Source organism: Streptomyces sp. NPDC101191, assembly GCF_044767915.1.
GTDB lineage: Bacteria > Actinomycetota > Actinomycetes > Streptomycetales > Streptomycetaceae > Streptomyces.
Genome location: NZ_JBIWOU010000006.1, coordinates 151,666 through 177,426 on the forward strand (window position 1 = coordinate 151,666; position 25,761 = coordinate 177,426).

The window sequence follows — 25,761 nt, forward strand, 5'->3', positions numbered from 1 at the left end:
ACGAGCGTGTCGCAGCACACGGGTGGATCCGCCCCGGTCGCCGACTGCCCCGGCGGCGGGCGGCGCGGGCGGCCACGGAGCGAGGCGGCGGACCAGGCGATCTTCGACGCGGCGATCGGCCTGCTGGAGAGCGGGCTGGCGCTCGCCGACCTGTCCATCGAGAAGATCGCCCGCACCGCCGGCGTCGGCAAGGCCACGATCTACCGCCGCTGGCCCGGCAAGGAGGAGCTGTTCGTCGACCTCCTGCGGTCGGTCGAGCCTCCGGACCCGGTGCTGCCCGGCACCTCGCTGCGGGACGACTTCGTGGCGCTCCTGGAGACGATGCGGCAGCGGGGGCTCGCCAAGCGGACCTCCGCGCTGCTGCACAGCGTGTTCTCGCAGATGCAGCTGTATCCCAAGCTGTGGGACGCCTACCACCACACGGTCATCGAGCCGCGCCGCCGCATGGGCCTGGACGCCATCCGGCGCGGCGTCGAGCGCGGGGAGGTCCGCACCGACCTGGACGTCGAGCTGGTCAACGACCTGTTCGTCGGCCCGCTGCTGCTGCGCTCGATCATCCGCCCCGGTGCCACCCTGGAGCCGGGCCTGCCCGAGGAGATCGTCGACACGATCATGGACGGTCTGCGACCTCGTGTCTGACTCGTACGAATGTGCGCGTTCTGTCACAGCCGGACGCCCCACGCCACCTGCAGGAACCCGCCACGCGCGGGTGTCGTCCCTCGAAGAGTACGACCGACCCGCGATCGCCTAGTGTCGAGACCGGGTCGCACAGCAAGGCAGTGAGGACGGCAGCGATGGCGCGGGTGGACATGACGGAGACCGAGCACGGCGGAACGCCGGACGACGAGGGCTCCAGCCTCCGGCCCGCCTCCCGCCTGCGAGCCCGGTTCGCCGGGCTCCGCGGCGACCGGGGCATCTGGCGCCGGGGCATCGTCGTCGCCCTGTGCGCCGTCCTGCTGGCCCTCCTGATGGGACTTCACTCCGACGTCCCCAACCGGATCGGCAACCTGGGCAGCCTCACCGAGACCTTCCTTCCCTGGCTCGGCCTCTTCGTGCCGGTGCTGCTCGTCCTCGGCCTGCTGCGCCGCTCCGCGACCGCGCTGATCGCGCTGATCCTGCCGGTCGTGGTCTGGCTCAACCTCTTCGGCGGCCTCGTCGTCGACAAGTCCGAGCCCGGCGGCGACCTCACGGTCGTCAGCCACAACGTGAACGCCGACAACCCCGACCCCGAGGGCACGGCCCGTCAGATCGCCGCCTCCGGCGCCGACGTGGTGGCCCTGGAGGAGCTCAAGGGCGACATGGTCCCGGTCTACGAGCGGATCCTCGCCGGCACCTACCAGCACCACTCGGTGCAGGGCACGGTCGGTCTGTGGAGCCGGTACCCGCTGCGCGACCCGCGGCCGGTCGACATCCGGATGGGCTGGACCCGCGCCATGCGGGCCACCGTCGCCGCCCCGAAGGGCGAGGTGGCCGTGTACGTCGCCCACCTCCCGTCCGTACGGGTCAAGCTGAACGCCGGCTTCACCGCCAACCAGCGCGACGACAGCGCCAACGCCCTCGGCGAGGCCATCTCCCACGACCCGCACCGGCGGATCGTCCTCCTCGGCGACCTCAACGGCACCATGAACGACCGCGCCCTCAACGGCGTCACGTCCCAGCTCCGGTCCACCCAGGGCGCGGCCGGCGACGGCTTCGGCTTCAGCTGGCCGGCGTCCTTCCCGATGGCCCGCATCGACCAGATCCTGGTCCGGGGTGTCGAGCCGGTCTCCTCCTGGACCCTCCCGGAGACCCGGAGCGACCACCTGCCGGTGGCCGCCCGGGTCACACTGTGACGCCGGAGCGTCCCGGCGTCAGTCCCGCGTCGCCTCCCGCCAGCGGTTCGTGATCGGCAGCCGGCGGTCCTTGCCGAAGCCCTTCGCGGAGATCTTCGTGCCCGGCGGGTACTGACGGCGCTTGTACTCCGCCAGGTCGACCATCCGCAGGGTGCGGGTCACCAGCGTGTCGTCGAACCCGGCGGCCACCAGTTCGTCCCGGCCCCGGTCGCGGTCGACGTAGAGCTCCAGGATCCGGTCCAGGACGTCGTAGTCCGGAAGGGAGTCCGTGTCGACCTGACCCGGGCGCAGCTCGGCGCTCGGGGGCTTGGAGAGGGAGTTCTCCGGGATCGGCGGGGTCTGGCCGCGCTCCTCCGCGGCCCGGTTGCGCCAGCGGGCCAGCCGGAACACCCAGGTCTTGTAGACGTCCTTGATCGGGCCGAAGGCGCCCACCGCGTCCCCGTACAGGGTCGAATAGCCCACCGCCAGCTCGGACTTGTTGCCCGGGGCGAGCACGAGGTGGCCCTCCTGGTTGGAGAGCGCCATGAGCAGCGTGCCGCGCAGCCGCGCCTGGAGGTTCTCCTCGGCGAGCCCGGTGAGGGGGAGCGAGCCCATGTAGGCGTCGAACATGGGCTCGATCGACACCGTGCGGAAGTTCAGGCCGGTGCGCCGCGCGAGTTCGGCGGCGTCGCCGCGCGAGTGGTCCGAGGAGTACTTGGACGGCATCGACACGCCGTGCACGTTCGCGGGGCCGAGGGCGTCGCAGGCGAGGGCGGCGACGAGGGCCGAGTCGATGCCGCCGGACAGGCCGATGAGGACGGAACGGAAGCCGTTCTTGTTCACGTACGCCCGCAGGCCGACCACCAGCGCCGAGTACACCTCCTCCTCGTCGTCGAGCCGGTCCGCGTAACCGCCCGTCACCTCCGGCTCGTAGGCCGGCAGCGGCTCCTCGGAGAGCACCACCCGGTCGATCCGCAGCCCGTCGTCGACGACCCCGACGGGCGCGTCCGGGAGCGCCGCCGGCAGCTCCAGATCGAGGACCACGCAGCCCTCGGTGAACTGCGGGGCGCGGGCGAGGACCTCGCCGCCCGCGTCGACGACGATCGAGTCCCCGTCGAAGACCAGTTCGTCCTGACCGCCCATCATGGCCACGTACGCGGTCGTGCAGCCGGCCTCCTGGGCCCGCTTGCGGACCAGTTCGAGCCGGGTGTCGTCCTTGTTCCGCTCGTACGGGGAGGCGTTGACCGACAGGAGCAGCCCGGCCCGGGCGCTGCGGGTCGCCGGGACGCGCCCGCCGTCCTGCCAGAGGTCCTCGCAGATCGCGAGGGCCACGTCGATGCCGTGGACCCGGACGACGGGCAGCGTGTCGCCCTGGACGAAGTAGCGGTACTCGTCGAAGACGCCGTAGTTGGGCAGGTGGTGCTTGGCGAACCGCAGCACCACCCCGCCCCGGTGGAGGACCGCGGCCGCGTTCTCCGGGGAGCCGGCGGGCCGGCCGAGCCGGGGCTCGGCCCGCTCGGAGCGGTCGAGGTAGCCCACGACCACCGGGAGTTCACCGAGGCCCTCGTCGGCGAGCCGCCGCGCGAGCGCCCGCAGGGCGTCCCGGGAGGCCTCGACGAACGAGGAGCGCAGCGCCAGGTCCTCGACGGGGTAGCCGGTCAGCGCCATCTCGGGGAACGCGACGAGGTGCGCGCCCTGCTCGGCGGCGTGCCGGGTCCAGTGGACGACGGCCTCGGCGTTCCCGGCGAGATCGCCGACGGTGGAGTCGATCTGATTCAGAGCGAGGCGAAGTTGAGGCACGCCCCCCAGTCTAATCGTCAATTCGACGCTATGTCCTGCGCTCGCTCCTCCTCGTGCGCATCGGACGCGAGGGAACCCACGGAGTCCGCCTGACGTTCGACCCACTGTGTTCAGGAATACCGGGCGGGCGCCCGCCGCCGAGCGCCGCCTCACGCGTGCGCACCCACGGGGTGACGGCGCGGCCGAGCGTCGGCCAGGGCCGGAGCAGCCCGAGAACCGGCCGGGGGGAGCGCCGATGACCTTCGTGCGACACGCCGGAGTCGCCCACCACGTCGTCGTCGACGGCTCGGGCCCGGTCTGCGTCCTCGCCGCCGGGCTCGGCATGAGCTGGTTCGACTGGGACCCGGTGGTCCCGCTGCTCACCCCGCACCGCACGGTCGTCCGCTTCGACCGCCCCGGGCACGGCCTCTCGCAGCCCGCCGCCGCGCCCCCGACCCTCACCGGCGAGGCCGACCGGATCGCCGCCGTCCTCGACGCCGTCCTCGACGCGCTCGGCGCGGACGACCGCGCCCCCGCCACGATCGTCGGGCACTCGATCGCCGGCTTCCACGCCGAGGCCTTCGCGCGGCTGCACCCCACCCGAACCGCGGGCCTCGTCCTCGTCGACTCCTCCGTCGAGGAGCGTCCCCGCGCCTCCCGTACCGCCCCGGCGCTCGCCCGCGTGCTGGGCGCGGCCCTGTGCGCCGCCGGGGTCCCGGCCACGCTGGGCCCGGCGGTCCGCGCCCTGGCCGTCCGCGGTTCGGCCCGACGGCGGCCCGATCCGTCGCCGCCCGCGCCGGTCCGCCGCGTCTACCGCACGTCCCGGGTCTGGCGCGGCACCCTCGACGAGAACGCCCGCTACGGGGCCGTAGCGGCCGAGCTGCCGGCCCTGCGCGAGCGGGCGCCCCTGCCGCCGGGCCTGCCGGTCACCGTGCTCGCCGCACCCGACGGCTCCGCCCGCTGGGAACGGCGCCAACGCGCGCTGGCCCGCCGGCTCGGCGCCCGCTACGAGGCGGCCGAGCCGTCGGGCCATCTGGTCATGCTGGACCGGCCGGACGCGATCGCCCGGGCGGTGCTGCGCGTGCCGTCCTGACGTCCTCCGAGCGGCGGTCGGGACCGCCGCCCGGGGAGGGGTCGGGAGGCCGCGGGGAGCGGCCAGGAGGTGTTCAGGGAGATCAGGAAGTCGCGTAGACGCTCTCGCAGAACGCCTTGAGCTGCTCGTCGGTGATGTTCCTGGCCAGGTCGGCCTCGCTGATCATGCCGACCAGGCGCTTGTCCTCGTCGATCACCGGCAGCCGGCGGATCTGGTGGCTCTGCATCTCCTCCAGGACCGCGCCCACGTCGGCGTCGGACTCGATCCAGCGCGGGGTGCCCTTGGCCATCTCACCGCACGTGACCTTGGAGGGGTCGCGGCCCATGGCCACACAGCCGATCACGATGTCGCGGTCCGTGAGGATGCCGCACAGTCGTTCGTTCTCGTCGGCGATGGGCAGCGCGCCCACGTTGAGGTTCCGCATCAGCTGGGCGGCGCGGTCGAGCGTCTCGTGTGCCGGGATCCACTGGGCCCCCGGGTGCATGATGTCCTTCGCCGTCTTCATGGGGTGGGTGCCTTTCGTCGAACGTCGTGCCTACCTCCCCGAGCACCCTCAATTGTCGGCGCGCGACGAGGCCCCCGCGACCGCAGGGGTCACGGGGGCCGTCGGGTCGGCGCCGGTACGGCCGCCTACGCGCCGCGTGCCCTGAGCATGTCCGCCATCAGCTTGATCTCGGACTCCTGGGCGTCGACCATGCCCTGCGCGAGGTCGCGCTCCACCCCGGGCACGCACTTCTCGACGCAACCCTGGGCCATGTGGATGCCGCCCTTGTGGTGCGCGGTCATCAGCTTCAGGTAGAGCACCTCGGCCGCGCGGCCGGAAGCGGTGCGCAGCTGGTCGAGCTGGGCGCGGGTCGCCATGCCCGGCATGAGCGCGCCGTCCGCACCGGCCTCCTCGTCGGCGTACACGCCCATGCCCATCCAGGTCATGGGCGCCACGCCGGACTGCACCTTGGGCAGCCCCCACATGTCCAGCCAGCCCAGCATCATGCCGCGCTGGTTGGCCTGGGTGTTGGCGATGTCGTACGCGAGACGGCGCACGTCCTCGTCCTTCGTCCGGTCACGGACGATGAACGACATCTCGACGGCCTGCTGGTGGTGGACCGCCATGTCACGGGCGAAACCGGCGTCCGCGGACTCCGCGGTGGGCGTCGTCGGGGCGTCGTCGCGGTCCGCGGAGGCGACGGTGACCGCGCCCCCGGCGAAGAGCAGGGCGAGGACCACGGCGATGACGGACGCCCACTGCGTCCGGTTCAGCCTCACTGGCCCATCCCGGCGCCGCCCTGGCCCTCGGCGCCGACACCGCCGGTGCAGGCGGCGCCCGGCTCCGGGGTCTGCGGGCCGGTGACGTACTTGGTGAAGAAGGCGTCGACCCGCGGGTCGTCCGCCTTGTCCACGGCGACCTGCTTGCCCCAGGCGCTCAGCACGATCGGGGCGGCCTGGTCCTCGTACGGGCTCATCAGCGAGTACGGGGTCTTCTTGACCTTGGCCTTCAGCGTGTCGACGTCACCGGAGGCGGCCTTCTTGCTGTACGTCACCCACACGGCTCCGTGCTCCAGCGAGTGCACGGCGTTGACGTCGTTGACCGGCTTGTCGTAGACGTCGCCGTTGCAGTTCTGCCAGACCGGGTTGTGGTCGCCGCCGACCGGCGGCTTCATGTCGTACTTGACCGGCGTGGTGACGTGATTGCGGGTCAGCTTCTTGGCGTCCCAGGACTTCTCGTCCTTGATGGGGGCCTTGGCGGCGGCCTGCTGCTCCTCCTTCTTGTCGTTCTCCTTGGTGATGACCCAGCCGCCGAAGCCGACGAGGGCGAGCACGACGGCGCCGGACAGGCCGATCGTGAGGAAGCGGTTGCGGCGCTCGCGGGCCTGCTCGGCGCGGCGCATCTCCTCTATTCGGGCGCGGCGGTCGGCGGTGGCGGAGCGGTTCGCGGCCATGGTGGTGTCGTCCTTCGTGAAGTCTGGAAACGAGTGGGAATGCGAACGGAACGAACGTGACGAAGAGCCCGGCCGCTCACGTCCGCAGGACTTGAAGGACGTGGAGGTCCGGCGCGCGCGGCCGTGCGCCGGAGCGGGGCGCCCCGCCGGAGAGGGGCGGGGTGGTGAACCGGGGGGTGCCGCCCGCCGCGTGCAGCGGGGGATCGAGCGGCGGTGCGCTGAGCACCGCGGGGGAGAGCGAGGGGAAGAGCGAGCAGCCACCGCGCTCGTACGGGCAGACGTACTGGTCGGCGGCGACGGCTACCGGACCGGTGCGACCGGTGACCGGACCGGTCCGCCCGGCGTCTGCCCGGCCGGTCCGCCCGGCGGCGTCGACGTGGTCGTCCGCCGTCGCGTGCCGGGCCCGGTCGGCGGAATGCCCGGTCTCCGGGTGGCCGACCCCCAGACAGAGGAACAGCGCGCCGAGGAGCGTCGCCACGGCACTCGCCAGTGCCAGGGGACGCGCGTGTCGCGGCGGGCCGTCGAGCCGGGAGGCTCCCATGGGCGCAGATCGTAGTGCCAGAAGGGGCGCCGTGGGCGGGACGGGGTACCCATCGGCGGGGAGCCGGTACCGGCAGGCCGTCGTGCGAGCGCCGCTTTTCGGCCGCTCCCCCGTTACCTGAGTCACAACGGAGCAGGCAGTATGGGTGTGCAACGTGCGCGAAACCATGTGGTGGGATGCTCAGGTGCCCCCCGAAGTACCCGAGGCGGTGGGAGCAGGCGGCCTGACCAGCAAGGATGGGTGTGGAAATGGACAAGCAGCAGGAATTTGTGCTCCGTACGCTCGAGGAGCGCGACATCCGCTTCGTGCGTCTGTGGTTCACCGACGTGCTCGGCTTCCTGAAGTCGGTGGCCGTGGCACCCGCCGAGCTCGAGCAGGCCTTCGACGAGGGCATCGGCTTCGACGGCTCCGCGATCGAGGGCTTCGCGCGGGTCTACGAGTCCGACATGATCGCCAAGCCCGACCCGGGCACCTTCCAGATCCTGCCCTGGCGCGCGGAGGCCCCCGGCACGGCCCGGATGTTCTGCGACATCCTCATGCCGGACGGCTCGCCGTCCTTCGCGGACCCGCGTTACGTCCTGAAGCGCGCGCTCGCCAAGACCTCGGACCTGGGCTTCACCTTCTACACCCACCCCGAGATCGAGTTCTTCCTCCTGAAGGACAAGCCGCTGGACGGCTCCCGTCCCACCCCGGCAGACAACTCGGGCTACTTCGACCACACCCCGCAGAACGTGGGCATGGACTTCCGCCGCCAGGCCATCACCATGCTGGAGTCGATGGGCATCTCGGTGGAGTTCTCCCACCACGAAGGCGCACCCGGCCAGCAGGAGATCGACCTCCGCTACGCGGACGCGCTGTCCACCGCCGACAACATCATGACCTTCCGGCTGGTCATGAAGCAGGTGGCGCTGGAGCAGGGCGTGCAGGCCACCTTCATGCCCAAGCCCTTCTCGGACTACCCCGGCTCGGGCATGCACACCCACCTGTCCCTCTTCGAGGGCGACCGCAACGCCTTCTACGAGTCGGGTGCCGAGTACCAGCTCTCCAAGGTGGGACGTTCCTTCATCGCCGGCCTGCTGAAGCACGCGGGCGAGATCTCCGCCGTCACCAACCAGTGGGTCAACTCCTACAAGCGCATCTGGGGCGGCTCCGGCCGCACCGCCGGCTCCGGCGGCGAGGCCCCCGCGTACATCTGCTGGGGCCACAACAACCGCTCCGCGCTGATCCGCGTCCCCATGTACAAGCCGGGCAAGATGGGCTCCTCGCGCGTCGAGGTCCGCTCCATCGACTCGGGCGCCAACCCCTACCTGACGTACGCGGTCCTGCTCGCCGCCGGCCTGAAGGGCATCGAGGAGGGCTACGAGCTCCCGGCCGGCGCCGACGACGACGTCTGGGCCCTCAGCGACGCCGAGCGCCGCGCGATGGGCATCGAGCCCCTGCCGCAGAACCTCGGCGAGGCCATCACCCTGATGGAGCGCAGCGAACTGGTCGCGGAGACCCTGGGCGAGCACGTCTTCGACTTCTTCCTGCGCAACAAGAAGCAGGAGTGGGAGGAGTACCGCTCCGAGGTCACCGCCTTCGAACTCCGCAAGAACCTGCCGGTGCTGTAAGTACGGGCAGGAGCGGGCTGAGCCCGGAAACGCCCCTGGGGGCCGACGGTCGCGCACCGTCGGCCCCCAGGCGTCTCCCCGGCTTCGGGCCGTGCTCCTGGCTTCGGGCCGTCCTCCTGGCCGTGGGCCGTCCTCCTGGCTTCGGGCCGTCCTCCCTGGCCCGGGGCCGTCGCCGGGCCCTCTCCCCGGGGCGGTCCGTTCACCTGCTGAGGTGCTCCGGGAACGCCGGGGCCCGCGCGCCGGCGGGCTCGGGCAACCGACCTCGAGGCCCCGACATCAAATGCGTTGCGGGCGGGCGGGGGACGTCCGAGACTGCGGTCCGTGAACGACCTGCGCACGATCCAGACCGCGCGGCTCCGGCTGCATCCGCTCTCCGTCGACGAGGCCCGGCGCATCGTCGACGCCCGCCCCGCCCCCGGCGACCGCTGGGCCGAGGACTACCCGGGTGCCGGCGACGCCGCCAGCGCGCGCGGCTTCCTCGCCGGCGTCGCGGAGCGCGGTGACCCGGGCGTCTACCGGCCGTACGCGATACGCCTGGAGGACGGCACCACGGTCGGCGGCATCGGCTTCCACGGCCCGCCGGACGCCGACGGCGTCGTGACCGTCGGATACGGCCTCGTCCCCGGAGCCCGCGGGCACGGCTATGCCCGTGAGTCCCTGCGCGCCCTGATCGCCCGCGCCCGCGAGGCCGGCGCCACGGCCGTCCGCGGCGACGCCGACCTCGCCAACATCCCCTCCCAGCGCGTCATGGAGGCGGCCGGCATGACCTACGAGGGCGAGGACGAGCGGGTCCGGAACTACCGTGTCGTCCTCACGGACGCGCCGTAGCCCCGTCGCGCGGCCCCGGGCCGTAGGAACGCGCGCCCCGTCGCGCGTACCCGGGCCGTACGCACGCCGGCGCGCGAAGGGCCTCAGCGCTCCGACAGTTCCGACGGCGCCTCCTGCACCAGCCACCCGTTGCCGTCCGGGTCCTGGAACGACATGAAGGAGTTCCACGTGTCGCCCCGGCCGGCCTCCCAGCCCGTCGCGCCCACGTGCATCACCGGCGTCACGTGCACGCCCGCCGTGACCAGCCGTTCGCGTGCCGCGTCGATGTCGGTGACGCAGAGCTGGAGTCCGTGCAGGGCGCCGGGGGCGGTGGCCCCGGTGCCCGGGAACGGCGGCATGCCCTGCACCAGAGAGATCGAGCAGCGCGAGCCCGGCGGGGTGATCTGGACGATCCGTACGCCGGGCGCGACCTCCTGGTCCAGGTCCACCGTGAAGCCGCACTTCCCGGCATAGAACTCCTTCGCACGGTCCACGTCGGTGACGGGCACGACGATCACTTCCAGCGTCCAGTTCACGGTCGCCTCTCCTCGGTCTCGGCCGGCGGTCCCGGGCGCTCGGTCCCGGGCGCTCGGTCCCGGATGCTCGGTCCCGGGCGCTCGGTCCCGGATGCTCGGTCCCGGCTCCTCGCAGGGTGCTGTCGGCAGTTCATCGTGGTCCGTACCACCTTCGTCCGCCAGCCCGCCGCCGCGCACCCGGAGGGCTTCGCCGGATAGGCTCGACCGGGGACTGGACCGAGCGGTATCGACCGGTGGAGGAGCGGCGGCATGACGGTGCCGGGGCGCAGGAGCAGCACGTTCACCCGGCTGCTGCGGCACGGGTTCACCGATCCGTCCGCCGCCGAGCGGCTGCTCGACCTGGACGAGCTCGCCGCGCTGCGCGGCGACTCCGTGCTCCTGGACGCCCTCGGCGCCACCGCCGACCCCGACCTCGCCCTGCGCGGCCTGGTGCGGCTCGTCGAGGCCCAGCCCGTGGCCGACCGGCCGACCCTCACCACCACCCTGCTGTCCGCCAAGCCGTTCCGCGACCGGCTGCTCGGCGTCCTCGGCGCGTCCGAGGCGCTCGCCGACCACCTGGCCCGGCACCCCCGGGACTGGCAGACCCTCGTCACGTACGAGGCGGCCGATCTGCACCCGGGCGTCGCCGAGTTCGAGCGCGGGCTCGGCGAGGCCGACGACCCGGTCTCGCTGCGCGTCGCCTACCGCCGCTGCCTGCTCGCCATCGCGGCCCGCGACGTGTGCGGCACCATCGACGTGGCCCAGACCGCCGCCGAGCTCGCCGACCTCGCCACCGCCACGCTGCGCGCCGCGCTGGCGCTCGCCCGGGCCGCCGCGCCCGAGGACGCCGTCCAGTGCCGGCTCTCCGTCATCGCCATGGGCAAGTGCGGCGGCCACGAACTCAACTACGTCTCGGACGTGGACGTCATCTTCGTGGGCGAGGCGGCCGACGGCGTGGACGAGGCCAAGGCGCTGCAGGCCGCGACCCGGCTCGCCTCCCACCTCATGCGGATCTGCTCCGAGACCACCGTCGAGGGCACCATCTGGCCCGTCGACGCCAACCTGCGCCCGGAGGGCCGCAACGGCCCGCTCGTCCGCACCCTCTCCTCCCACCTCGCCTACTACCAGCGCTGGGCCAAGACCTGGGAGTTCCAGGCCCTGTTGAAGGCCCGGGCCGTCGCCGGCGACCAGGAGCTCGGCGCCGCGTACATCGAGGCCGTCTCACCGCTGGTCTGGCAGGCGGCCGAGCGCGAGAACTTCGTGGCCGACGTGCAGAAGATGCGCCGCCGGGTCGTCGACAACATCCCGGCCGGCCAGGTCGACCGCGAGCTGAAGCTCGGCCCCGGCGGCCTGCGGGACGTCGAGTTCGCCGTCCAGCTGCTGCAGTTGGTGCACGGCCGCAGCGACGGCACGCTGCACAGCGGCACCACCCTCGACGCGCTCGCCTCCCTCGCCGCCGGCGGCTACGTCGGCCGCGCCGACGCCGCCCAGCTCGACGAGGCCTACCGCTTCCTGCGCGCCATGGAGCACCGCATCCAGCTGCACCGGCTGCGCCGCACCCACCTCGTGCCCGAGGGCGAGGAGGACCTGCGCCGCCTCGGCCGCTCCCTCGGCCTGCGTACCGATCCGGTCGCCGAGCTCAACCGCGAGTGGCGGCGGCACGCGGCCGTGGTGCGCCGGCTGCACGAGAAGCTGTTCTACCGTCCGCTCCTCGACGCCGTCGCCCAGCTCGCCCCCGGCGAGATCCGGCTCAGCCCGAAGGCAGCCGGGCAGCGGCTGGAGGCCCTCGGGTACGCCGATCCCACGGCCGCCCTGCGCCACCTGGAGGCGCTGTCCTCCGGCGTCACCCGCAAGGCCGCGATCCAGCGGACGTTGCTGCCCGTGCTGCTCGGCTGGTTCGCCGACTCCGCCGACCCGGACGCGGGCCTCCTCGGCTTCCGCAAGGTCTCCGACGCGCTCGGCAAGACCCCCTGGTACCTGCGGCTGCTGCGCGACGAGGGTGCCGCGGCCGAGAACCTCGCCCGGGTGCTGTCCGCCGGCCGGCTCGCCCCCGACCTGCTGCTCCGGGCACCCGAGGCGGTCGCGATCCTCGGCGACCCCGAAGGCCTGCGCCCGCGCGGGCGCGAGCACCTGGAGCAGGAGGTCCTCGCCGCGGTCGGCCGGGCCGGGGGCGCCGAGCAGGCGGTGGCCGCGGCCCGCGGGGTGCGCCGCCGTGAGCTGTTCCGTACCGCCGCGGCCGATCTCATCGGCTCGTACGGCACCGAGGACAACCCCCGCGAGTCCGACCCCGGCGAGCTGGTGGACCGGGTCGGGAAGGCGGTCACCGACCTCAACGCGGCCACCCTCGCGGGCGCACTGCGGGCGGTCGTGCGGGCCGAGTGGGGCGAGGAACTGCCCACCCGCTTCGCGGTGATCGGCATGGGCCGCTTCGGCGGACACGAACTGGGCTACGGCTCCGACGCCGACGTGCTGTTCGTGCACGAGCCGCGCGAGGGCGTCGACGAGCAGGAGGCCGCCCGGGCCGCCGGGCGGGTCGTCACCGAGATGCGCCGGCTGCTCCAGCTCCCCACCGCCGACCCGCCGCTGCTCATCGACGCCGATCTGCGCCCGGAGGGCAAGAACGGCCCGCTGGTGCGCACCATCAAGTCGTACGACGCCTACTACCGCCGCTGGTCGCTCGTCTGGGAGAGCCAGGCCCTGCTGCGCGCCGAACCGATGGCCGGCGACAAGGAGCTGGGGGAGCGCTTCCTCGAACTGATCGACCCGCTGCGCTACCCGGCGGAGGGGCTCGACGAGGACGCGGTGCGCGAGATCCGCCGCCTCAAGGCCCGCATGGAGACCGAACGGCTGCCGCGCGGCGCCGACCCCACGCTGCACGCCAAGCTCGGCCGCGGCGGCCTCAGCGACGTCGAGTGGACCGTCCAGCTGCTGCAGATGCGGCACGGCTCCGCCGAGCCGGGCCTGCGCACCACCCGGACCCGGGAGGCCCTGGCCGCGGCCCGGGCGGCCGGGCTCATGGGCACGGACGAGGCCCAGATCCTCGACGAGGCCTGGGTCCTCGCCTCCCGCGTCCGCAACGCGGTCATGCTGGTCCGCGGCCGCCCCGGCGACACGTTCCCCTCGGAACCGCGCGAACTGGCGGCGGTGGGCCGCTATCTGGGCTACGGCCCGGGCAGGGTCGGCGAGATGGTCGACGACTACCGCCGCGTCACCCGCCGCGCCCGCGCGGTGGTGGACGACCTGTTCTACGGCGCGTAGCGGAGCCCCCGGCGGGCCGACTCCTCGGCCCTGTCGCCCGACTCCCGTCGTTGCCCGGAGGACAGGCGGGAGTTCCACGACAGGACCTAGGAGTCGCCGCCCGTCGCGGAGGCGTCGTCGCCGCTCCTGTTCCTCCGGCCCGGGTCGGACTTGCGGGCCAGCTCGCCCGCCGCCAGCGTCGCCCTGGCGACGCCGCGTGTCCAGCGCGGGCCGCCGCGGGCCGCCCAGACCACGCAGACGCAGCCGAAGACGGCGAGCACGAGAACGCCGGACAGGATGAGCAGGGTCATGCGGGTCCCCCTTCGCGGATGCCCGCCGAGGGCGTCCCTGCGGCGGTCGGGCCCATGGTCTCAGGCGGAGCCGGCGAGCAGGCGACGGCAGTGTTCCAGATAGCCCGCGAGGGCGAGTTCGAAGGCCGCGTCGGTGCGGCCCCCGGTGACCGCCGCGAGGGCGTCGGCGAGGCGCGGAGTGGCCGTGTCGTCGGCGAGCTCCCACATCATCTCGGGTGCGGCCATGTCGAGTGCCGAGCCGAGGACCAGGTTCTCCAGGGCGATGATCAGCGGCATCACGTCGGGGAGCGGGAAGCCCGCGTCCAGGAGGCGGACGACGGCCTTCTCGTACTGCAGGAGCACCTTCGGCGCGCGCACCGGTGACGTGGTCAGGAGGGGGATCGCGCGCGGGTGGGCGGCGAAGGCGGCTCGGTAGGAGCGGGCCCAGGCCGCCATGGCCGCGTCCCACGGCCCGTGGGCGAAGGCGCCGTCGTCGATCGCGTCGCAGACCCGTTCCCGCAGCAGCTCCACGATGCCGTCCCGGCCGTCCACATGGTGGTAGACGGAAGCGGTCTGCGCCCCGAGCGCCCGCGCGATCTGCGGGACGCTGAAGTCCCCCTGCTCGTCGACGAGTCGGAGCGCCGTGGTGGTGATGCGCTCCCGGTCGAGGAGGGGTGTGCGCGGCCGGCCCATGAAGGTCTTCCTCCTGTTCAGGTCTTCCCGAATCGTTGAGCCCGAGGCTACATTGCGCCAACCGAAAGGCTTTAGGTTTCCTGCTCCTGCCGCAGAAGGGCCTCCCTACCCATGTCGTCCAGCGCCTCCGACGAGCCACCCGGTCTCCGTACCGGCACCCTCACCACCGCCGACATCTCCTTCTTCGTCGTCTCCGCCGCCGCCCCGCTCACGGTGATGGCCGGGGTCGCCCCCATCGCCCTCGTCCTCGGTGGCATCGGAGCCCCGGCCGGCTACCTCCTCGCCGGCATCACCCTCGCCGTCTTCGCCGTGGGCTTCACCGCCATGAGCCGCCACGTCCGCAGCGGCGGCGCCTTCTACGCGTACATCGCCCAGGGCCTGGGCAAGCCCCTCGGCATCGCCGCCGCGCTCGTCGCGATGGTCGGCTACAACGGGATGGAGATCGGCGTCTACGGACTCCTCGGCTCCGCCACCGCCGACACCGCCCACGCCCTGTGGGGCGTCGACCTGCCCTGGCTCCCGATCGCCCTCGCCGGACTCCTGCTCATCTGGTACGGCGGCTACCGCTCGATCGACTTCGGCGCCAAGGTCCTCGGCGTCCTCCTCGTCGCCGAGACCGGGATACTCGTGCTCCTCGCCGCCGGGGTGCTCCTCAAGGGCGGCGCGCACGGACTCTCCCTCGCGTCCTTCGCCCCCGGCAACGTCCTCGTCCCCGGCACCGCCGCCGTGCTCGCCTTCGCGTTCTCGGCCTTCACCGGCTTCGAGTCGACCGTCATCTACCGCCGCGAGGCCCGCGACCCGGCCCGCACCATCCCGCGCGCCACGTACATCGCCGTCGGCTTCCTCGGGCTCTTCTACGCCTTCGTCGTGTGGACCGTGATCCAGGCCTTCGGCGACGACCGGGTGGTCGAGGCCGCCGCGGGCGACACCGGCGGACTGTTCTTCGCCGCCATCACCACGTACGTGGGCGCCTGGGCCGCCGACCTGATGCACGTGTTCATCGTGACCAGCATCCTCGCCTCGCTGCTGGCCTTCCACAACGCGATCAACCGCTACGGCCTCGCGCTCGCCGAGGAGGGCGTGGTGCCCGCCGCGCTCGGGCGGATCCACCCCCGCCACCGCTCCCCGTACGTCGCCGGGATCGTCCAGACCCTGCTCGGCGCGGGCGTCGTCCTCGGCTTCGCCGCCGCCGGCGCAGATCCGTACACCCAGCTGCTGCTCTGGGTGAACACCCCCGGCATGCTCGGCCTGATGGCGCTCATGCTGCTCGCCGCCCTCGCCGTCGTGCGCTACTTCCGCCGCGTACCGCACCAGGAGGGGGCCCTGCGCACCCTCGTCGCCCCGGTCGTCGCCGCCGCCCTGCTCGCGGTCGCGCTCTGGCTGGTCGCCTCCAAGGTCGCCCTCTTCACCGGCGCCTCCACCACCGTCAACACCGTCCTCGTCGCCGTCGTCCCCGCCGTCCTCGTCCTCGGGCTGCTCCTCGCGCTCCGGCTGCGCCGCACCCGCCCCGAGGTCTACGCCCAGTTCGCCGCAGAGCCGCCCACCGAAGGAGCCGACTCCCCGTGTCCGCACCCGAAGCACCCGACCTCCTCCTCGTCGACGCCCGCCTCCGCACCCCCGGTCTCTCCCGCCACACCGCTGTCGCCGTCCGCGACGGACTGATCACCGCCGTCGGCGACGACACCGACGCCCGTGCCTGGCGCGGTCCCCGCACCGAGGTCGTCGCCCTGGCCGGTGCCACCCTCACCCCCGGACTGACCGACGCCCACAGCCACCCCGTCTGGGGCCTGGAGATGGCCACCGGCACCGACCTCTCCGCCGTCACCGACCTGGACGGACTGCGGGCCGCGCTCAGGGGCGCCGAACGGCGCGAGGGCTGGGTCGTCGGCTTCGGCCTCGACCACAACGTCTTCGCCGGCCGCCCGATCCACCACGCGCTCGTCGAGGACGCCCTCGACGGCGCCCCGGCCCACCTCCGCCTCTACGACGGACACTCCGCCCTCGCGAGCGCGACGGCCCTGAAGGCGGCCGGGATCGACGGACCGCGCGTTTTCGGCCAGCGGTCCGAGATCGTCTGCGACGCCGAGGGCCGTCCCACCGGGCATCTGGTCGAGCACGCCGCCATGGACCTGATGACCCCGGTGCTGCCCGCGCAGCCGTACGCCGAGCGCCGCGACCGGCTCGTCGAGCTGCTGACCGCCATGGCCGCCACCGGCCTGACCGGCGCCCATGTCATGGACCTCGGCGGACAGGACGTCCCCGGCCTGCTCGCCGCGATCGAGGCCGACGGCGAGCTGCCGCTGCGGCTGCGCCTCGCGCCCTGGTGCATGCCCGGGGCGACCGAGGAGGAGCTCGACGAGCTGGTACGGCTCCAGGAGCGGGCCGGGCGCCACTGGCGGATCGGCGGGGTCAAGTTCTTCATGGACGGCACCGTCGAGGGCGGCACCGCCTGGCTGGAGCACGCCGACTGCCACGGTCAGGGCACCGACGCCTTCTGGCCCGACCCGGCCGCCTACTCCGCCGCCGTACGGCACCTGCACCGCGCGGGCGTCGGCACCGCCACCCACGCCATCGGCGACGCGGCGGTCCGCCACGTCCTGGACACCGTGGAGACCCTCGGGGCCGGCCCCCGGCACCGGATCGAGCACATCGAGACCGTCCCCGACACCCAGCTCGCCCGCTTCGCCGCGCTCGGCGTCGTCGCGTCGATGCAGCCCCCGCACACCGCCTACACCCGCGCCGACCGCACCGACGAGTGGTCGAAGCGGCTCGGCGAGGAACGGGCCGCCCGGGCCTGGCGCTGCCGGGACCTCAGGGACGCGGGCGCGGCGCTCGCGCTCGGCTCGGACTGGCCCATCGCGCACCACGACGCCCGCCAGGTCCTCGCGACCGCCCGGGCCCCGCGCGGCGCGGCCTCGGCACGGGCCGGCCTCACCGGGGCGATGGCCCTGGAGGGCATGACCACGCACGCGGCGCTCGCCGCGGGGGAGGAGCGGTACGCGGGCCGGATCGCCCCCGGCTACCGGGCGGACCTCACGGCCTTCGCCGTCGACCCGGTCGAGGCCCCGGCCGACGAGACGGCGACAGCCCCGGTCCGGCTCACCGTGAGCGGCGGCCGGATCACCTTCCGGAGCTGACCTTCTCCTGCTCCGCGGACTCCTGGTCCGTCCCCGGCGCCGGGGACGGACCGCCCCGCGGCACGCCCTGCGGGACCGACGCGGCGGGCTCCACGAGGCGGGGGAGCCGGTGCGGGCGGGAGCCGTACCAGAAGTACGAGACCATGAAGCCGAAGGCCAGGCAGATCACGCCGCCGACCGCGTCCATCCAGAAGTGGTTCGCGGTGGCCACGATGACGATCAGGGTGGCCGTCGGATAGAGAAGGCCGAGGATCCGGGCCCAGGGCGCCTTGGCGAGCAGGAAGATCGTCACGCCGCACCACAGCGACCAGCCGATGTGCATCGACGGCATCGCCGCGTACTGGTTCGACATGTGCTTGAGGTTGCCCGAGGCCATCGAGCCCCAGGTGTGGTGCACGAGCACGGTGTCGACGAACTGCTGCCCGTTCATGAGGCGCGGCGGGGCCAGCGGGTACAGGTAGTAGCCGACCAGGGCCACGGCAGTCGTGGCGAACAGGACCGTGCGGAACGCCGCGTAACGGCCCGGCTGCGAACGGTAGAGCCACACGAGCACACCGATCGTCACGACGAAGTGCAGGGTGGCGTAGTAGTAGTTCATCGACACGATCAGCCATGTCACCGAGTTCACGGCCTGGTTGACGGTGTGCTCGAAGGCGAGGCCGAGGGAGTGCTCGACCTGCCAGATCCAGTCGGCGTTTTTGAGCGCCTGGGCCTTCTGCTCGGGCACCGCGTTGCGGATGAGCGAGTACAGCCAGTAGCTGACCGCGATGAGCAGGATCTCGAACCAGATCCGGGGCCGGCGCGGGGTACGGACGCGCAGCGCGCGCGTGAACCTGCCGCCGTCCACGGTGGGTGACGACGGGGTCGTCCGACTTTCCGAGGTCTTCACGGTCGTTTCACCCATGGGAGGAGAGTCTGCCAGATCCCGTTCCTTCGACCGATCATCCCTCGGTCGGGTATGAGGCGCACCCTCTCAGCCTCAAGAAGGAGAAGGAGAGGGACTCGCGACCGAGGGCGCGGGAGCGGATGCCGTGGAACCCCGAACCACCAGCTCGGGCATGAAGACGAACTCGCTGTGCGGGGCCGGCGTGCCGCCGACCTCCTCCAGGAGCGCCCGCACCGCCGCCTGCCCCATGGCCTGCACCGGCTGCCGGATCGTGGTCAGCGGCGGATCGGTGAAGGCTATGAGCGGGGAGTCGTCGAAGCCGACCACCGACACGTCCTTCGGCACCTCGAGCCCCTGCTGCCGGGCCGCCCGGATCGCGCCGAGCGCCATCATGTCGCTCGCGCACACGATCGCGGTGCAGCCCCTGGTGATGAGCGCGGACGCGGCGGCCTGGCCGCCCTCCAGGGTGTAGAGGGAGTGCTGGATCAGCTCCTCGGCCTCCTCGGGGGCGAGCCCGAACCGCTCCTGCATGCCCTTGCGGAAACCCTCGATCTTGCGCAGCACCGGCACGAAGCGCTTCGGTCCGACGGCCAGTCCGATCCGGGTGTGCCCGAGCGCCGCCAGGTGCGTCACGGCGAGCACCATCGCGGCCCGGTCGTCGGGGGACACGAAGGGGGCCTGCACCCGGGGGGAGAAGCCGTTGATGAGGACGTACGGGACGCCCTTGCCGCGCAGCTGGTCGTAGCGGGTGGTGTCGGCCGTGGTGTCGGCGTGCAGCCCGGAGACGAAGATGATGCCGGAGACCCCGCGCTCCACCAGCATGTCGGTGAGCTCGTCCTCCGTGGACCCGCCGGGGGTCTGGGTGGCCAGCACCGGGGTGTATCCCTGACGGGTGAGGGCCTGCCCGATGACCTGCGCGAGCGCGGGGAAGATCGGGTTGTCCAGTTCGGGGGTTATGAGTCCGACGAGGCCCGCGCTGCGCTGGCGCAGCCGTACGGGGCGCTCGTAGCCGAGCACGTCGAGTGCGGCGAGCACGGATTCACGGGTGGCCGCGGCCACACCGGGCTTGCCGTTGAGCACGCGGCTGACTGTGGCTTCACTGACCCCCGCCTGGGCTGCGATGTCGGAGAGCCGCGCGGTCATGGGAGTGGACTGTACCGGTCATGCGTCGGATTGCCCACCGAACGCGGGTTCCGGCCGTTGTCGGTGGTCTTGCGCAAGTTCTTGCAAGCGGTGGCGCGCCCCGGAAGCTGTCAAGCGGCTCGTCGGCAACCTTAGGGACACGTGGATGTAACGATCGCCGGGTCTTGCAGAAATTTCACGCAAGCTCTTTCGGCTCGTTTTCATCCCTGTTACGTTCCTGGCAACCCGGCGCGCCGCGAGGGAGCGGTCGCAGAGGAAGGTTCCAGCCCCTCGTCATCCGGGACCACCTGAAGGAGTTCACATGCGGCGTGGCATAGCGGCCACCGCGCTGGTCGCGGCCCTGGGCGTGACCCTGGCGGCGTGCGGAAGCGACAACGGATCCACCGACGGCGGCGCGAAGGGCTCGGGCGAGCTCTCCGGCACCGTCACCTGGTGGGACACCTCCACGGTCGGTTCCGAGGACAAGGTCTTCAAGAAGATCGCCGAGGACTTCACCAAGAAGCACCCCAAGGTCACGATCAAGTACGTCAACGTGCCCTTCGGCGACGCCCAGAACAAGTTCAAGAACGCCGCCCAGTCCGGCGCCGGCGCCCCCGACGTGATCCGTTCCGAGGTCGCCTGGACCCCGGACTTCGCGAACCTCGGCTACCTCGCCCCGCTGGACGGCACCGCCGCCCTGAAGGACAAGGACGACTTCCTCAAGCAGGCCGCCGCGTCGACCAAGTACAACGGCAAGACCTACGCCGTGCCGCAGGTCATCGACTCCATGGGCATCTTCTACAACAAGAAGATCTTCAAGGACGCCGGCGTCGAGGTCCCCAAGAACATCGACGAGCTGAAGTCCGTCGCCGCCAAGATCAAGCAGAAGACCGGCAAGACCGGCCTCTACCTGCGCGGTGACGACGCCTACTGGTTCCTCTCCTTCCTGTACGGCGAGGGCGGCGACATGGTCAACGCCGACACCAAGACCGTCACGATCGACAACCCCGCCGGCGTCAAGGCCTTCAAGACCGTCAAGGACCTGGTCGACTCCAAGGCCGCGATCACCGACGCGACCAACGGCTGGGACAACATGCAGGCCGCCTTCAAGGACGGCAAGGTCGCGATGATGATCAACGGCCCGTGGGCCGTCGCCGACACCTACACGGGCAAGGAGTTCGCCGACAAGGCGAACCTGGGGATCGCCCCGGTCCCGGCCGGCTCCGCCGGCCAGGGCGCGCCGCAGGGCGGCCACAACCTCGCCGTCTACGCCGGCTCCAAGAACCTGGACGCCTCCTACGCCTTCGTCGAGTACATGAGCTCGACCGAGGTCCAGGCCCAGGTCGCCAAGGAGCTCAGCCTGCTCCCGACGCGCAGCTCGGCCTACGGCAAGACGGAGGTGGCCACCAACGAGATGATCACCTTCTTCAAGCCGGTCGTCGACAAGGCCGTCGAGCGCCCGTGGATCCCCGAGGGCGGCAGCCTCTTCGCCCCGCTCGTCACCGAGTACACCAAGGTCCTCACCAACCAGGCCACCCCGGAGCAGGGAGCGAAGACGGCGGGCGACTCCTACCGCAAGCTCCTGAAGGACTGGAAGTAAAGACACGGAAGCGGGAAGGAAGGCAGACCGGCTGATGGCTGTGGACACCAGCAGCCAGTCGGTGGCGAAGGCCGCGGGCGAGAACGTCGCCCGCGGCCGGAGCCGCGGAACTGGCAAGCACAAGGGCGGGGGCCAGGGCGCCGTGCGGCGTTCGCTCTCCATCCACTGGTACGCCTGGGCGATGGTCGCCCCGGTCGTGCTCGTGATCGGCGTGATCATCGGATACCCGCTGGTCCGCGGCGTCTGGCTGTCGCTCACCGACGCCAACGAACGCAACGTCGAGCGTTCCATCGGCGTCAACCACATCCCCGCGACCTACGAGTTCAAGGGCCTGCAGAACTACACCGACGCGCTCACCGGCGGCCAGTTCCTCGGCACGCTCGGCTGGACCCTGGTGTGGACGGTCTCCTGTGTGTCGGTGACCTTCGCCCTCGGCCTCGCGCTCGCCAACATCCTCAACCGGAAGATGGCCGGCCGCTCCGTCTACCGGATGCTGCTGATCCTGCCCTGGGCCGTCCCCGGCTTCGTCTCCGTCTTCGCCTGGCGCTTCCTCTACGACGAGCGCCGCGGCATCCTCAACCAGCTGCTCGCGGGCGGCGGCATCGACGCCGTGCCGTGGCTCAACGACCCCACCTGGGCCAAGTTCTCGGTCATCGCCGTGAACGTCTGGCTCGGTGTGCCGTTCATGATGGTCGCCCTGCTCGGCGGTCTCCAGTCCATCCCCGGCGAGCTGTACGAGGCCGCCGAGATGGACGGCGCCGGCGCCTGGCAGCGCTTCCGGCACATCACCCTGCCCGGGCTGCGGTCCGTCAGCACCACGGTGATCCTGCTGAGCACCATCTGGACCTTCAACATGTTCCCGGTGATCTTCCTGCTGACCCGGGGCGGTCCCGGCGAGGCCACCCAGATCCTGGTGACCCAGGCCTACAAGTTCTCCTTCGAGATCAGCCCCCGCGACTACGCGCAGTCCTCCACCTGGGGCGTGCTGATCCTGATCCTCCTGATGGTCTTCGCCGCGGTCTACCGGCGAGTCCTCCGCAAGCAGGGAGAAGTCTGGTGACCACCGCCGTCCACACCCCCCGTCGCGGCCGCCGTTCGCCGCTCGCCTCCGTGGGGCTGCACGCGACCCTGATCGTCGCCTCCGTGATCGCCGTCTTCCCGGTGCTCTGGGTGCTGCTGACCTCGCTCAAGCCGGCGAAGTTCGCGAGCACCACGGACTTCGTCAAGGAGCCGACGCTCGAGAACTACACGAACCTGCTGAACGACACCCCGTTCCTCACCTGGTTCGGCAACTCGCTGCTCGTCGCCGCCCTCACCACCGTGCTCGGCGTCTTCGTCTCCTCCACCACCGGCTACGCGGTCAGCCGCTTCCGGTTCCCCGGCAAGCGCGGGCTCATGTGGACCCTGCTGGTCACCCAGATGTTCCCGGTCGCCGTCCTCATCGTGCCGATCTACAACATCATGGCGTCGATGGGCCTGCTCAACAGCCCGACCGGCCTGGTCGTCACGTACCTGACCATTGCCGTCCCGTTCTGCGCCTGGATGATGAAGGGCTTCTTCGACACCATCCCGCGCGAGATCGACGAGTCGGGCCAGGTCGACGGCCTCACCCCCTTCGGCACCTTCTGGCGGCTGATCCTGCCGCTCGCCAAGCCGGGCATCGCCGTCACCGCCTTCTACTCCTTCATCACCGCCTGGAGCGAGGTCGCCTACGCCTCCGCCTTCATGGTCGGCGACGAGAACCTGACCCTCGCCGGCGGACTGCAGAAGTTCGTCAACCAGTACGGCGCCCAGTGGGGTCCGATGACCGCGGCCTCCGTGCTCATCGCCATCCCCGCCGCCCTGGTGTTCCTCTTCGCCCAGCGCCACCTGGTGACCGGCATGTCCGCCGGCGCCGTCAAGGGCTGAGCGCGGAAGAGCCACCGTGTCCGCGCACTCCGTGTCCGCACACTCCTTACGAATCAAGGAAGACATGACCCAGCACCTCGCCGCCCCCGCCGACGCCGCAACCGCCACCGGTACGCAGTCGGGCTGGTGGAGAGACGCGGTGATCTACCAGGTCTACCCCCGCAGCTTCGCCGACGGCAACGGCGACGGCATGGGCGATCTGGCGGGCATCCGCAGCCGGCTGCCGTACCTGAAGGAACTCGGCGTCGACGCCGTCTGGCTCTCTCCCTTCTACGCTTCCCCGCAGGCCGACGCGGGCTATGACGTCGCCGACTACCGGGCCATCGACCCGATGTTCGGTTCGCTCCACGACGCCGACGCCGTCATCCGCGAGGCCCACGACCTGGGTCTGCGGATCATCGTCGACCTGGTGCCCAACCACTCCTCCGACCAGCACGAGTGGTTCCAGCGCGCACTGCGCGAGGGCCCCGGCTCCCCGCTGCGCGAGCGCTACCACTTCCGCCCCGGCCAGGGCGCCGACGGCGAACTCCCGCCCAACGACTGGGAGTCCATCTTCGGCGGCCCCGCCTGGACCCGCACGGAGAACCCGGACGGCACGCCCGGCGACTGGTACCTGCACCTCTTCGCGCCCGAGCAGCCCGACTTCAACTGGGAACACCCCGCCGTCCGCGACGAGTTCCGCTCGATCCTGCGCTTCTGGCTGGACATGGGCGTCGACGGCTTCCGCGTCGACGTCGCACACGGCCTGGTCAAGGCCGCCGGCCTGCCCGACATCGGCGCCCACGACCAGCTCAAGCTGCTCGGCAACGACGTCATGCCCTTCTTCGACCAGGACGGCGTCCACGAGATCTACCGCTCCTGGCGCACGGTGCTCGCCGAGTACGACGGCGAGCGCGTCCTCGTCGCCGAGGCCTGGACCCCCACCGTCGACCGCACCGCGAACTACGTGCGCCCCGACGAGATGCACCAGGCCTTCAACTTCCAGTACCTGGGCACCCACTGGGACGCCGCCGAGCTGCGGTCCGTCATCGACGCCTCGCTCGCCGCGATGCGCCCGGTCGGCGCCCCCACCACCTGGGTGCTCTCCAACCACGACGTCACCCGGCACGCCACCCGGTTCGCCAACCCGGCGGGCCTCGGCACCCAGCTGCGCACCCCCGGCGACCGCGCCCTCGGGCTGCGCCGCGCCCGCGCCGCGAGCCTGCTGATGCTGGCGCTGCCCGGCTCCGCCTACGTCTACCAGGGCGAGGAGCTCGGCCTGCCCGACGTCACCGACCTGCCCGACGAGGTCCGCCAGGACCCGTCGTTCTGGCGGGCCACCGGCCAGGACGGCTTCCGCGACGGCTGCCGGGTGCCGCTGCCGTGGACCGTCGAGGGCTCCTCGTACGGCTTCGGGACCGGCGGCTCCTGGCTGCCGCAGCCCGCCGCCTGGGGCGGGCTGAGCGTCGAGGCCCAGACCGGTGACCCCACCTCCACCCTGGAGCTGTACCGCAGCGCGCTCGCCGTGCGCCGCGCTCAGCCGGGGCTCGGTGCGGGCGAGTCCGTGGAGTGGCAGGACGCCCCCGAGGGCGTGCTGGTCTTCCGCCGCGACGGTTTCGTCTGCACCGCCAACACCACCGGCCGGGCCATCACCGTCCCGCTGCCTGGCCGGTTCCTTCTCTCCAACGAGGAGATCCGGATCGTCGAGGGCGCGGCCGAGCTGCCCGCCGACACCACCGCCTGGTGGGCGGTGTGACGATCCCCCTGCCGCGGGGCGCCGGAGGGGGCGCCCCGCGGCTCGCGGACATCGCCGCCCAGTCCGGGGTGAGCGAGGCCACCGTCAGCCGGGTCCTCAACGGCAAGGCGGGGGTGGCCGGCGCGACCCGGCACAAGGTGCTGGCCGCGCTCGACGTGCTCGGCTACGAGCGTCCGGTACGTCTCAAACGCCGCAGCGCGGGCCTCATCGGTCTGGTGGTGCCCGAGCTGACGAACCCCATCTTCCCGGCCTTCGCCCAGGTCATCGAGCAGGTCCTGGCCGGGTACGGCTACACCCCGGTGCTGTGCACGCAGATGCCGGGCGGCGCGACCGAGGACGAGCTCGTCGAGCAGCTGGTGGAGCGCGGGGTGGCCGGCATCGTCTTCCTGTCCGGCCTGCACGCCGACGCCAGCGCCGACCCGGCCCGCTACACCCGGCTGGCCGCGCGGGGGGTGCCGTTCGTCCTCATCAACGGCTTCAACGAACACGTCGACGCCAACTTCGTCTCGCCCGACGACCGCGCGGCGGCCAGGATGGCCGTACGGCACCTGGTCGAGCTCGGTCACGAGCGGATCGGGCTCGCCATCGGGCCGACCCGTTACGTGCCCTCGCGCCGCAAGGCGGAGGGCTTCTGCGCCGAGCTCCGCGAACAGCTGGGGGTGGAGCGGGCCGAGGCCGAACGCCTCGTGCAGCCCACCCTGTTCGGCGTGGAGGGCGGCCACGCCGCCGCCGACCTGCTGATCGCCGAGGGCTGCACCGGCATCGTGTGCGGTTCCGACCTGATGGCCCTCGGGGTGGTCAGGGCGGCCCGCGCCCGGGGCCTCGACGTGCCCCGCGACGTGTCGGTGGTCGGCTTCGACGACTCCCCGCTGATCGCGTTCACCGACCCGCCGCTGACCACCGTGCGCCAGCCGGTGCAGGCGATGGCGACGGCGGCGGTCGGCGCGCTCCTGGAGGAGATCGAGGGAAACCCGGTCCAGCGCACGGAGTTCGTCTTCCAGCCCGAGCTGGTCGTGCGCGGTTCCACGGCGCAGCCGCCGCAACTCCTTTCGTAAACCCT

At 72.2% G+C, this 25,761-nt stretch carries 23 protein-coding genes; 13 read left to right on the forward strand and 10 right to left on the reverse strand.

Annotated elements, in window-relative coordinates:
• The first annotated feature begins 6 nt into the window (after positions 1 to 6).
• Positions 7 to 639 (forward strand): TetR/AcrR family transcriptional regulator, encoded by a 633-nt coding sequence (locus ACIRQF_RS23765; protein WP_376637575.1) that lies wholly within the window; start codon positions 7 to 9, stop codon positions 637 to 639.
• A gap of 155 nt (positions 640 to 794) precedes the next feature.
• Positions 795 to 1,832, forward strand: coding sequence for an endonuclease/exonuclease/phosphatase family protein (locus tag ACIRQF_RS23770; protein ID WP_404094824.1), 1,038 nt, complete (start codon positions 795 to 797; stop codon positions 1,830 to 1,832).
• An 18-nt stretch (positions 1,833 to 1,850) separates the two neighbouring features.
• On the opposite strand, the gene ACIRQF_RS23775 is transcribed toward ACIRQF_RS23770, so the two are convergent.
• The gene (locus ACIRQF_RS23775) at positions 1,851 to 3,611 is read right to left on the reverse strand and encodes an NAD+ synthase (protein WP_404094826.1); all 1,761 of its coding nucleotides are present in this window, start codon (positions 3,609 to 3,611) and stop codon (positions 1,851 to 1,853) included.
• Positions 3,612 to 3,846: 235 nt separating this feature from the next.
• On the opposite strand from ACIRQF_RS23775, the gene ACIRQF_RS23780 reads away from it, so the two are divergent.
• Positions 3,847 to 4,683, forward strand: a complete 837-nt coding sequence (locus ACIRQF_RS23780) for an alpha/beta fold hydrolase (RefSeq protein ID WP_404094829.1) — start codon at positions 3,847 to 3,849, stop codon at positions 4,681 to 4,683.
• Positions 4,684 to 4,765: 82 nt separating this feature from the next.
• Here the strand turns inward: ACIRQF_RS23780 and ACIRQF_RS23785 are convergent, their stop codons facing one another.
• From ACIRQF_RS23785 to ACIRQF_RS23800, 4 genes are all read right to left on the reverse strand, one after another.
• Positions 4,766 to 5,188, reverse strand: a complete 423-nt coding sequence (locus ACIRQF_RS23785) for a CBS domain-containing protein (protein ID WP_404094832.1) — start codon at positions 5,186 to 5,188, stop codon at positions 4,766 to 4,768.
• A gap of 125 nt (positions 5,189 to 5,313) precedes the next feature.
• Positions 5,314 to 5,946 carry a DUF305 domain-containing protein gene (locus ACIRQF_RS23790; protein WP_376637580.1) on the reverse strand — a complete coding sequence of 211 codons (633 nt, stop codon included), beginning with the start codon at positions 5,944 to 5,946 and terminating at the stop codon, positions 5,314 to 5,316.
• Complete coding sequence (locus ACIRQF_RS23795; protein WP_376637581.1) at positions 5,943 to 6,620, reverse strand: DUF3105 domain-containing protein; 678 nt, start codon at positions 6,618 to 6,620, stop codon at positions 5,943 to 5,945. The genes ACIRQF_RS23790 and ACIRQF_RS23795 overlap by 4 nt, the downstream gene beginning before the upstream one ends.
• Before the next feature lie 76 nt (positions 6,621 to 6,696).
• Positions 6,697 to 7,161, reverse strand: coding sequence for a hypothetical protein (locus tag ACIRQF_RS23800; RefSeq protein WP_404094834.1), 465 nt, complete (start codon positions 7,159 to 7,161; stop codon positions 6,697 to 6,699).
• 248 nt (positions 7,162 to 7,409) lie between these two features.
• On the opposite strand from ACIRQF_RS23800, the gene ACIRQF_RS23805 reads away from it, so the two are divergent.
• Positions 7,410 to 8,771 (forward strand): glutamine synthetase family protein, encoded by a 1,362-nt coding sequence (locus tag ACIRQF_RS23805; RefSeq protein WP_356070572.1) that lies wholly within the window; start codon positions 7,410 to 7,412, stop codon positions 8,769 to 8,771.
• A 321-nt stretch (positions 8,772 to 9,092) separates the two neighbouring features.
• Positions 9,093 to 9,599, forward strand: coding sequence for a GNAT family N-acetyltransferase (locus ACIRQF_RS23810; RefSeq protein ID WP_382483714.1), 507 nt, complete (start codon positions 9,093 to 9,095; stop codon positions 9,597 to 9,599).
• A gap of 83 nt (positions 9,600 to 9,682) precedes the next feature.
• Here the strand turns inward: ACIRQF_RS23810 and ACIRQF_RS23815 are convergent, their stop codons facing one another.
• A complete protein-coding gene (locus ACIRQF_RS23815) occupies positions 9,683 to 10,114 on the reverse strand; it encodes a VOC family protein (protein WP_376637584.1) in 432 nt (143 codons plus the stop codon).
• A 249-nt stretch (positions 10,115 to 10,363) separates the two neighbouring features.
• Here ACIRQF_RS23815 and ACIRQF_RS23820 point away from each other — a divergent pair, with 249 nt between their 5' ends.
• The gene (locus ACIRQF_RS23820; protein ID WP_404094838.1) at positions 10,364 to 13,351 is read left to right on the forward strand and encodes a bifunctional [glutamine synthetase] adenylyltransferase/[glutamine synthetase]-adenylyl-L-tyrosine phosphorylase; all 2,988 of its coding nucleotides are present in this window, start codon (positions 10,364 to 10,366) and stop codon (positions 13,349 to 13,351) included.
• 86 nt (positions 13,352 to 13,437) lie between these two features.
• On the opposite strand, the gene ACIRQF_RS23825 is transcribed toward ACIRQF_RS23820, so the two are convergent.
• Both ACIRQF_RS23825 and ACIRQF_RS23830 read right to left on the reverse strand, forming a co-directional pair.
• On the reverse strand, positions 13,438 to 13,641 hold the full coding sequence (locus tag ACIRQF_RS23825) for a hypothetical protein (protein ID WP_404094840.1): 204 nt from the start codon (positions 13,639 to 13,641) through the stop codon (positions 13,438 to 13,440).
• A 60-nt stretch (positions 13,642 to 13,701) separates the two neighbouring features.
• Complete coding sequence (locus tag ACIRQF_RS23830) at positions 13,702 to 14,313, reverse strand: TetR/AcrR family transcriptional regulator (RefSeq protein ID WP_376637587.1); 612 nt, start codon at positions 14,311 to 14,313, stop codon at positions 13,702 to 13,704.
• Positions 14,314 to 14,424: 111 nt separating this feature from the next.
• Here ACIRQF_RS23830 and ACIRQF_RS23835 point away from each other — a divergent pair, with 111 nt between their 5' ends.
• On the forward strand, positions 14,425 to 15,975 hold the full coding sequence (locus tag ACIRQF_RS23835) for an APC family permease (RefSeq protein ID WP_404094844.1): 1,551 nt from the start codon (positions 14,425 to 14,427) through the stop codon (positions 15,973 to 15,975).
• Positions 15,876 to 17,450 (forward strand): amidohydrolase, encoded by a 1,575-nt coding sequence (locus ACIRQF_RS23840; RefSeq protein WP_404094846.1) that lies wholly within the window; start codon positions 15,876 to 15,878, stop codon positions 17,448 to 17,450. Before ACIRQF_RS23835 ends, ACIRQF_RS23840 begins: the two co-directional genes overlap by 100 nt.
• On the opposite strand, the gene ACIRQF_RS23845 is transcribed toward ACIRQF_RS23840, so the two are convergent.
• Both ACIRQF_RS23845 and ACIRQF_RS23850 read right to left on the reverse strand, forming a co-directional pair.
• Positions 17,434 to 18,354 (reverse strand): phosphatase PAP2 family protein, encoded by a 921-nt coding sequence (locus ACIRQF_RS23845; RefSeq protein WP_404094849.1) that lies wholly within the window; start codon positions 18,352 to 18,354, stop codon positions 17,434 to 17,436. The genes ACIRQF_RS23840 and ACIRQF_RS23845 overlap by 17 nt on opposite strands.
• Before the next feature lie 75 nt (positions 18,355 to 18,429).
• Positions 18,430 to 19,479 (reverse strand): LacI family DNA-binding transcriptional regulator, encoded by a 1,050-nt coding sequence (locus ACIRQF_RS23850; protein WP_404094852.1) that lies wholly within the window; start codon positions 19,477 to 19,479, stop codon positions 18,430 to 18,432.
• 301 nt (positions 19,480 to 19,780) lie between these two features.
• Between ACIRQF_RS23850 and ACIRQF_RS23855 the strand changes: the two genes are divergently transcribed.
• From ACIRQF_RS23855 to ACIRQF_RS23875, 5 genes are all read left to right on the forward strand, one after another.
• Positions 19,781 to 21,058, forward strand: coding sequence for an extracellular solute-binding protein (locus ACIRQF_RS23855; protein WP_376637592.1), 1,278 nt, complete (start codon positions 19,781 to 19,783; stop codon positions 21,056 to 21,058).
• Positions 21,059 to 21,092: 34 nt separating this feature from the next.
• Positions 21,093 to 22,118 carry a carbohydrate ABC transporter permease gene (locus tag ACIRQF_RS23860; protein WP_376637593.1) on the forward strand — a complete coding sequence of 342 codons (1,026 nt, stop codon included), beginning with the start codon at positions 21,093 to 21,095 and terminating at the stop codon, positions 22,116 to 22,118.
• Positions 22,115 to 22,966: a sugar ABC transporter permease gene (locus ACIRQF_RS23865; RefSeq protein ID WP_376637594.1), complete on the forward strand. Its 852-nt coding sequence runs from the start codon at positions 22,115 to 22,117 to the stop codon at positions 22,964 to 22,966. Before ACIRQF_RS23860 ends, ACIRQF_RS23865 begins: the two co-directional genes overlap by 4 nt.
• Positions 22,967 to 23,030: 64 nt before the next feature.
• Positions 23,031 to 24,701: a glycoside hydrolase family 13 protein gene (locus tag ACIRQF_RS23870; RefSeq protein ID WP_404094857.1), complete on the forward strand. Its 1,671-nt coding sequence runs from the start codon at positions 23,031 to 23,033 to the stop codon at positions 24,699 to 24,701.
• Positions 24,689 to 25,756, forward strand: a complete 1,068-nt coding sequence (locus tag ACIRQF_RS23875) for a LacI family DNA-binding transcriptional regulator (protein ID WP_404094860.1) — start codon at positions 24,689 to 24,691, stop codon at positions 25,754 to 25,756. The genes ACIRQF_RS23870 and ACIRQF_RS23875 overlap by 13 nt, the downstream gene beginning before the upstream one ends.
• The last annotated feature ends 5 nt before the right edge of the window (positions 25,757 to 25,761 follow it).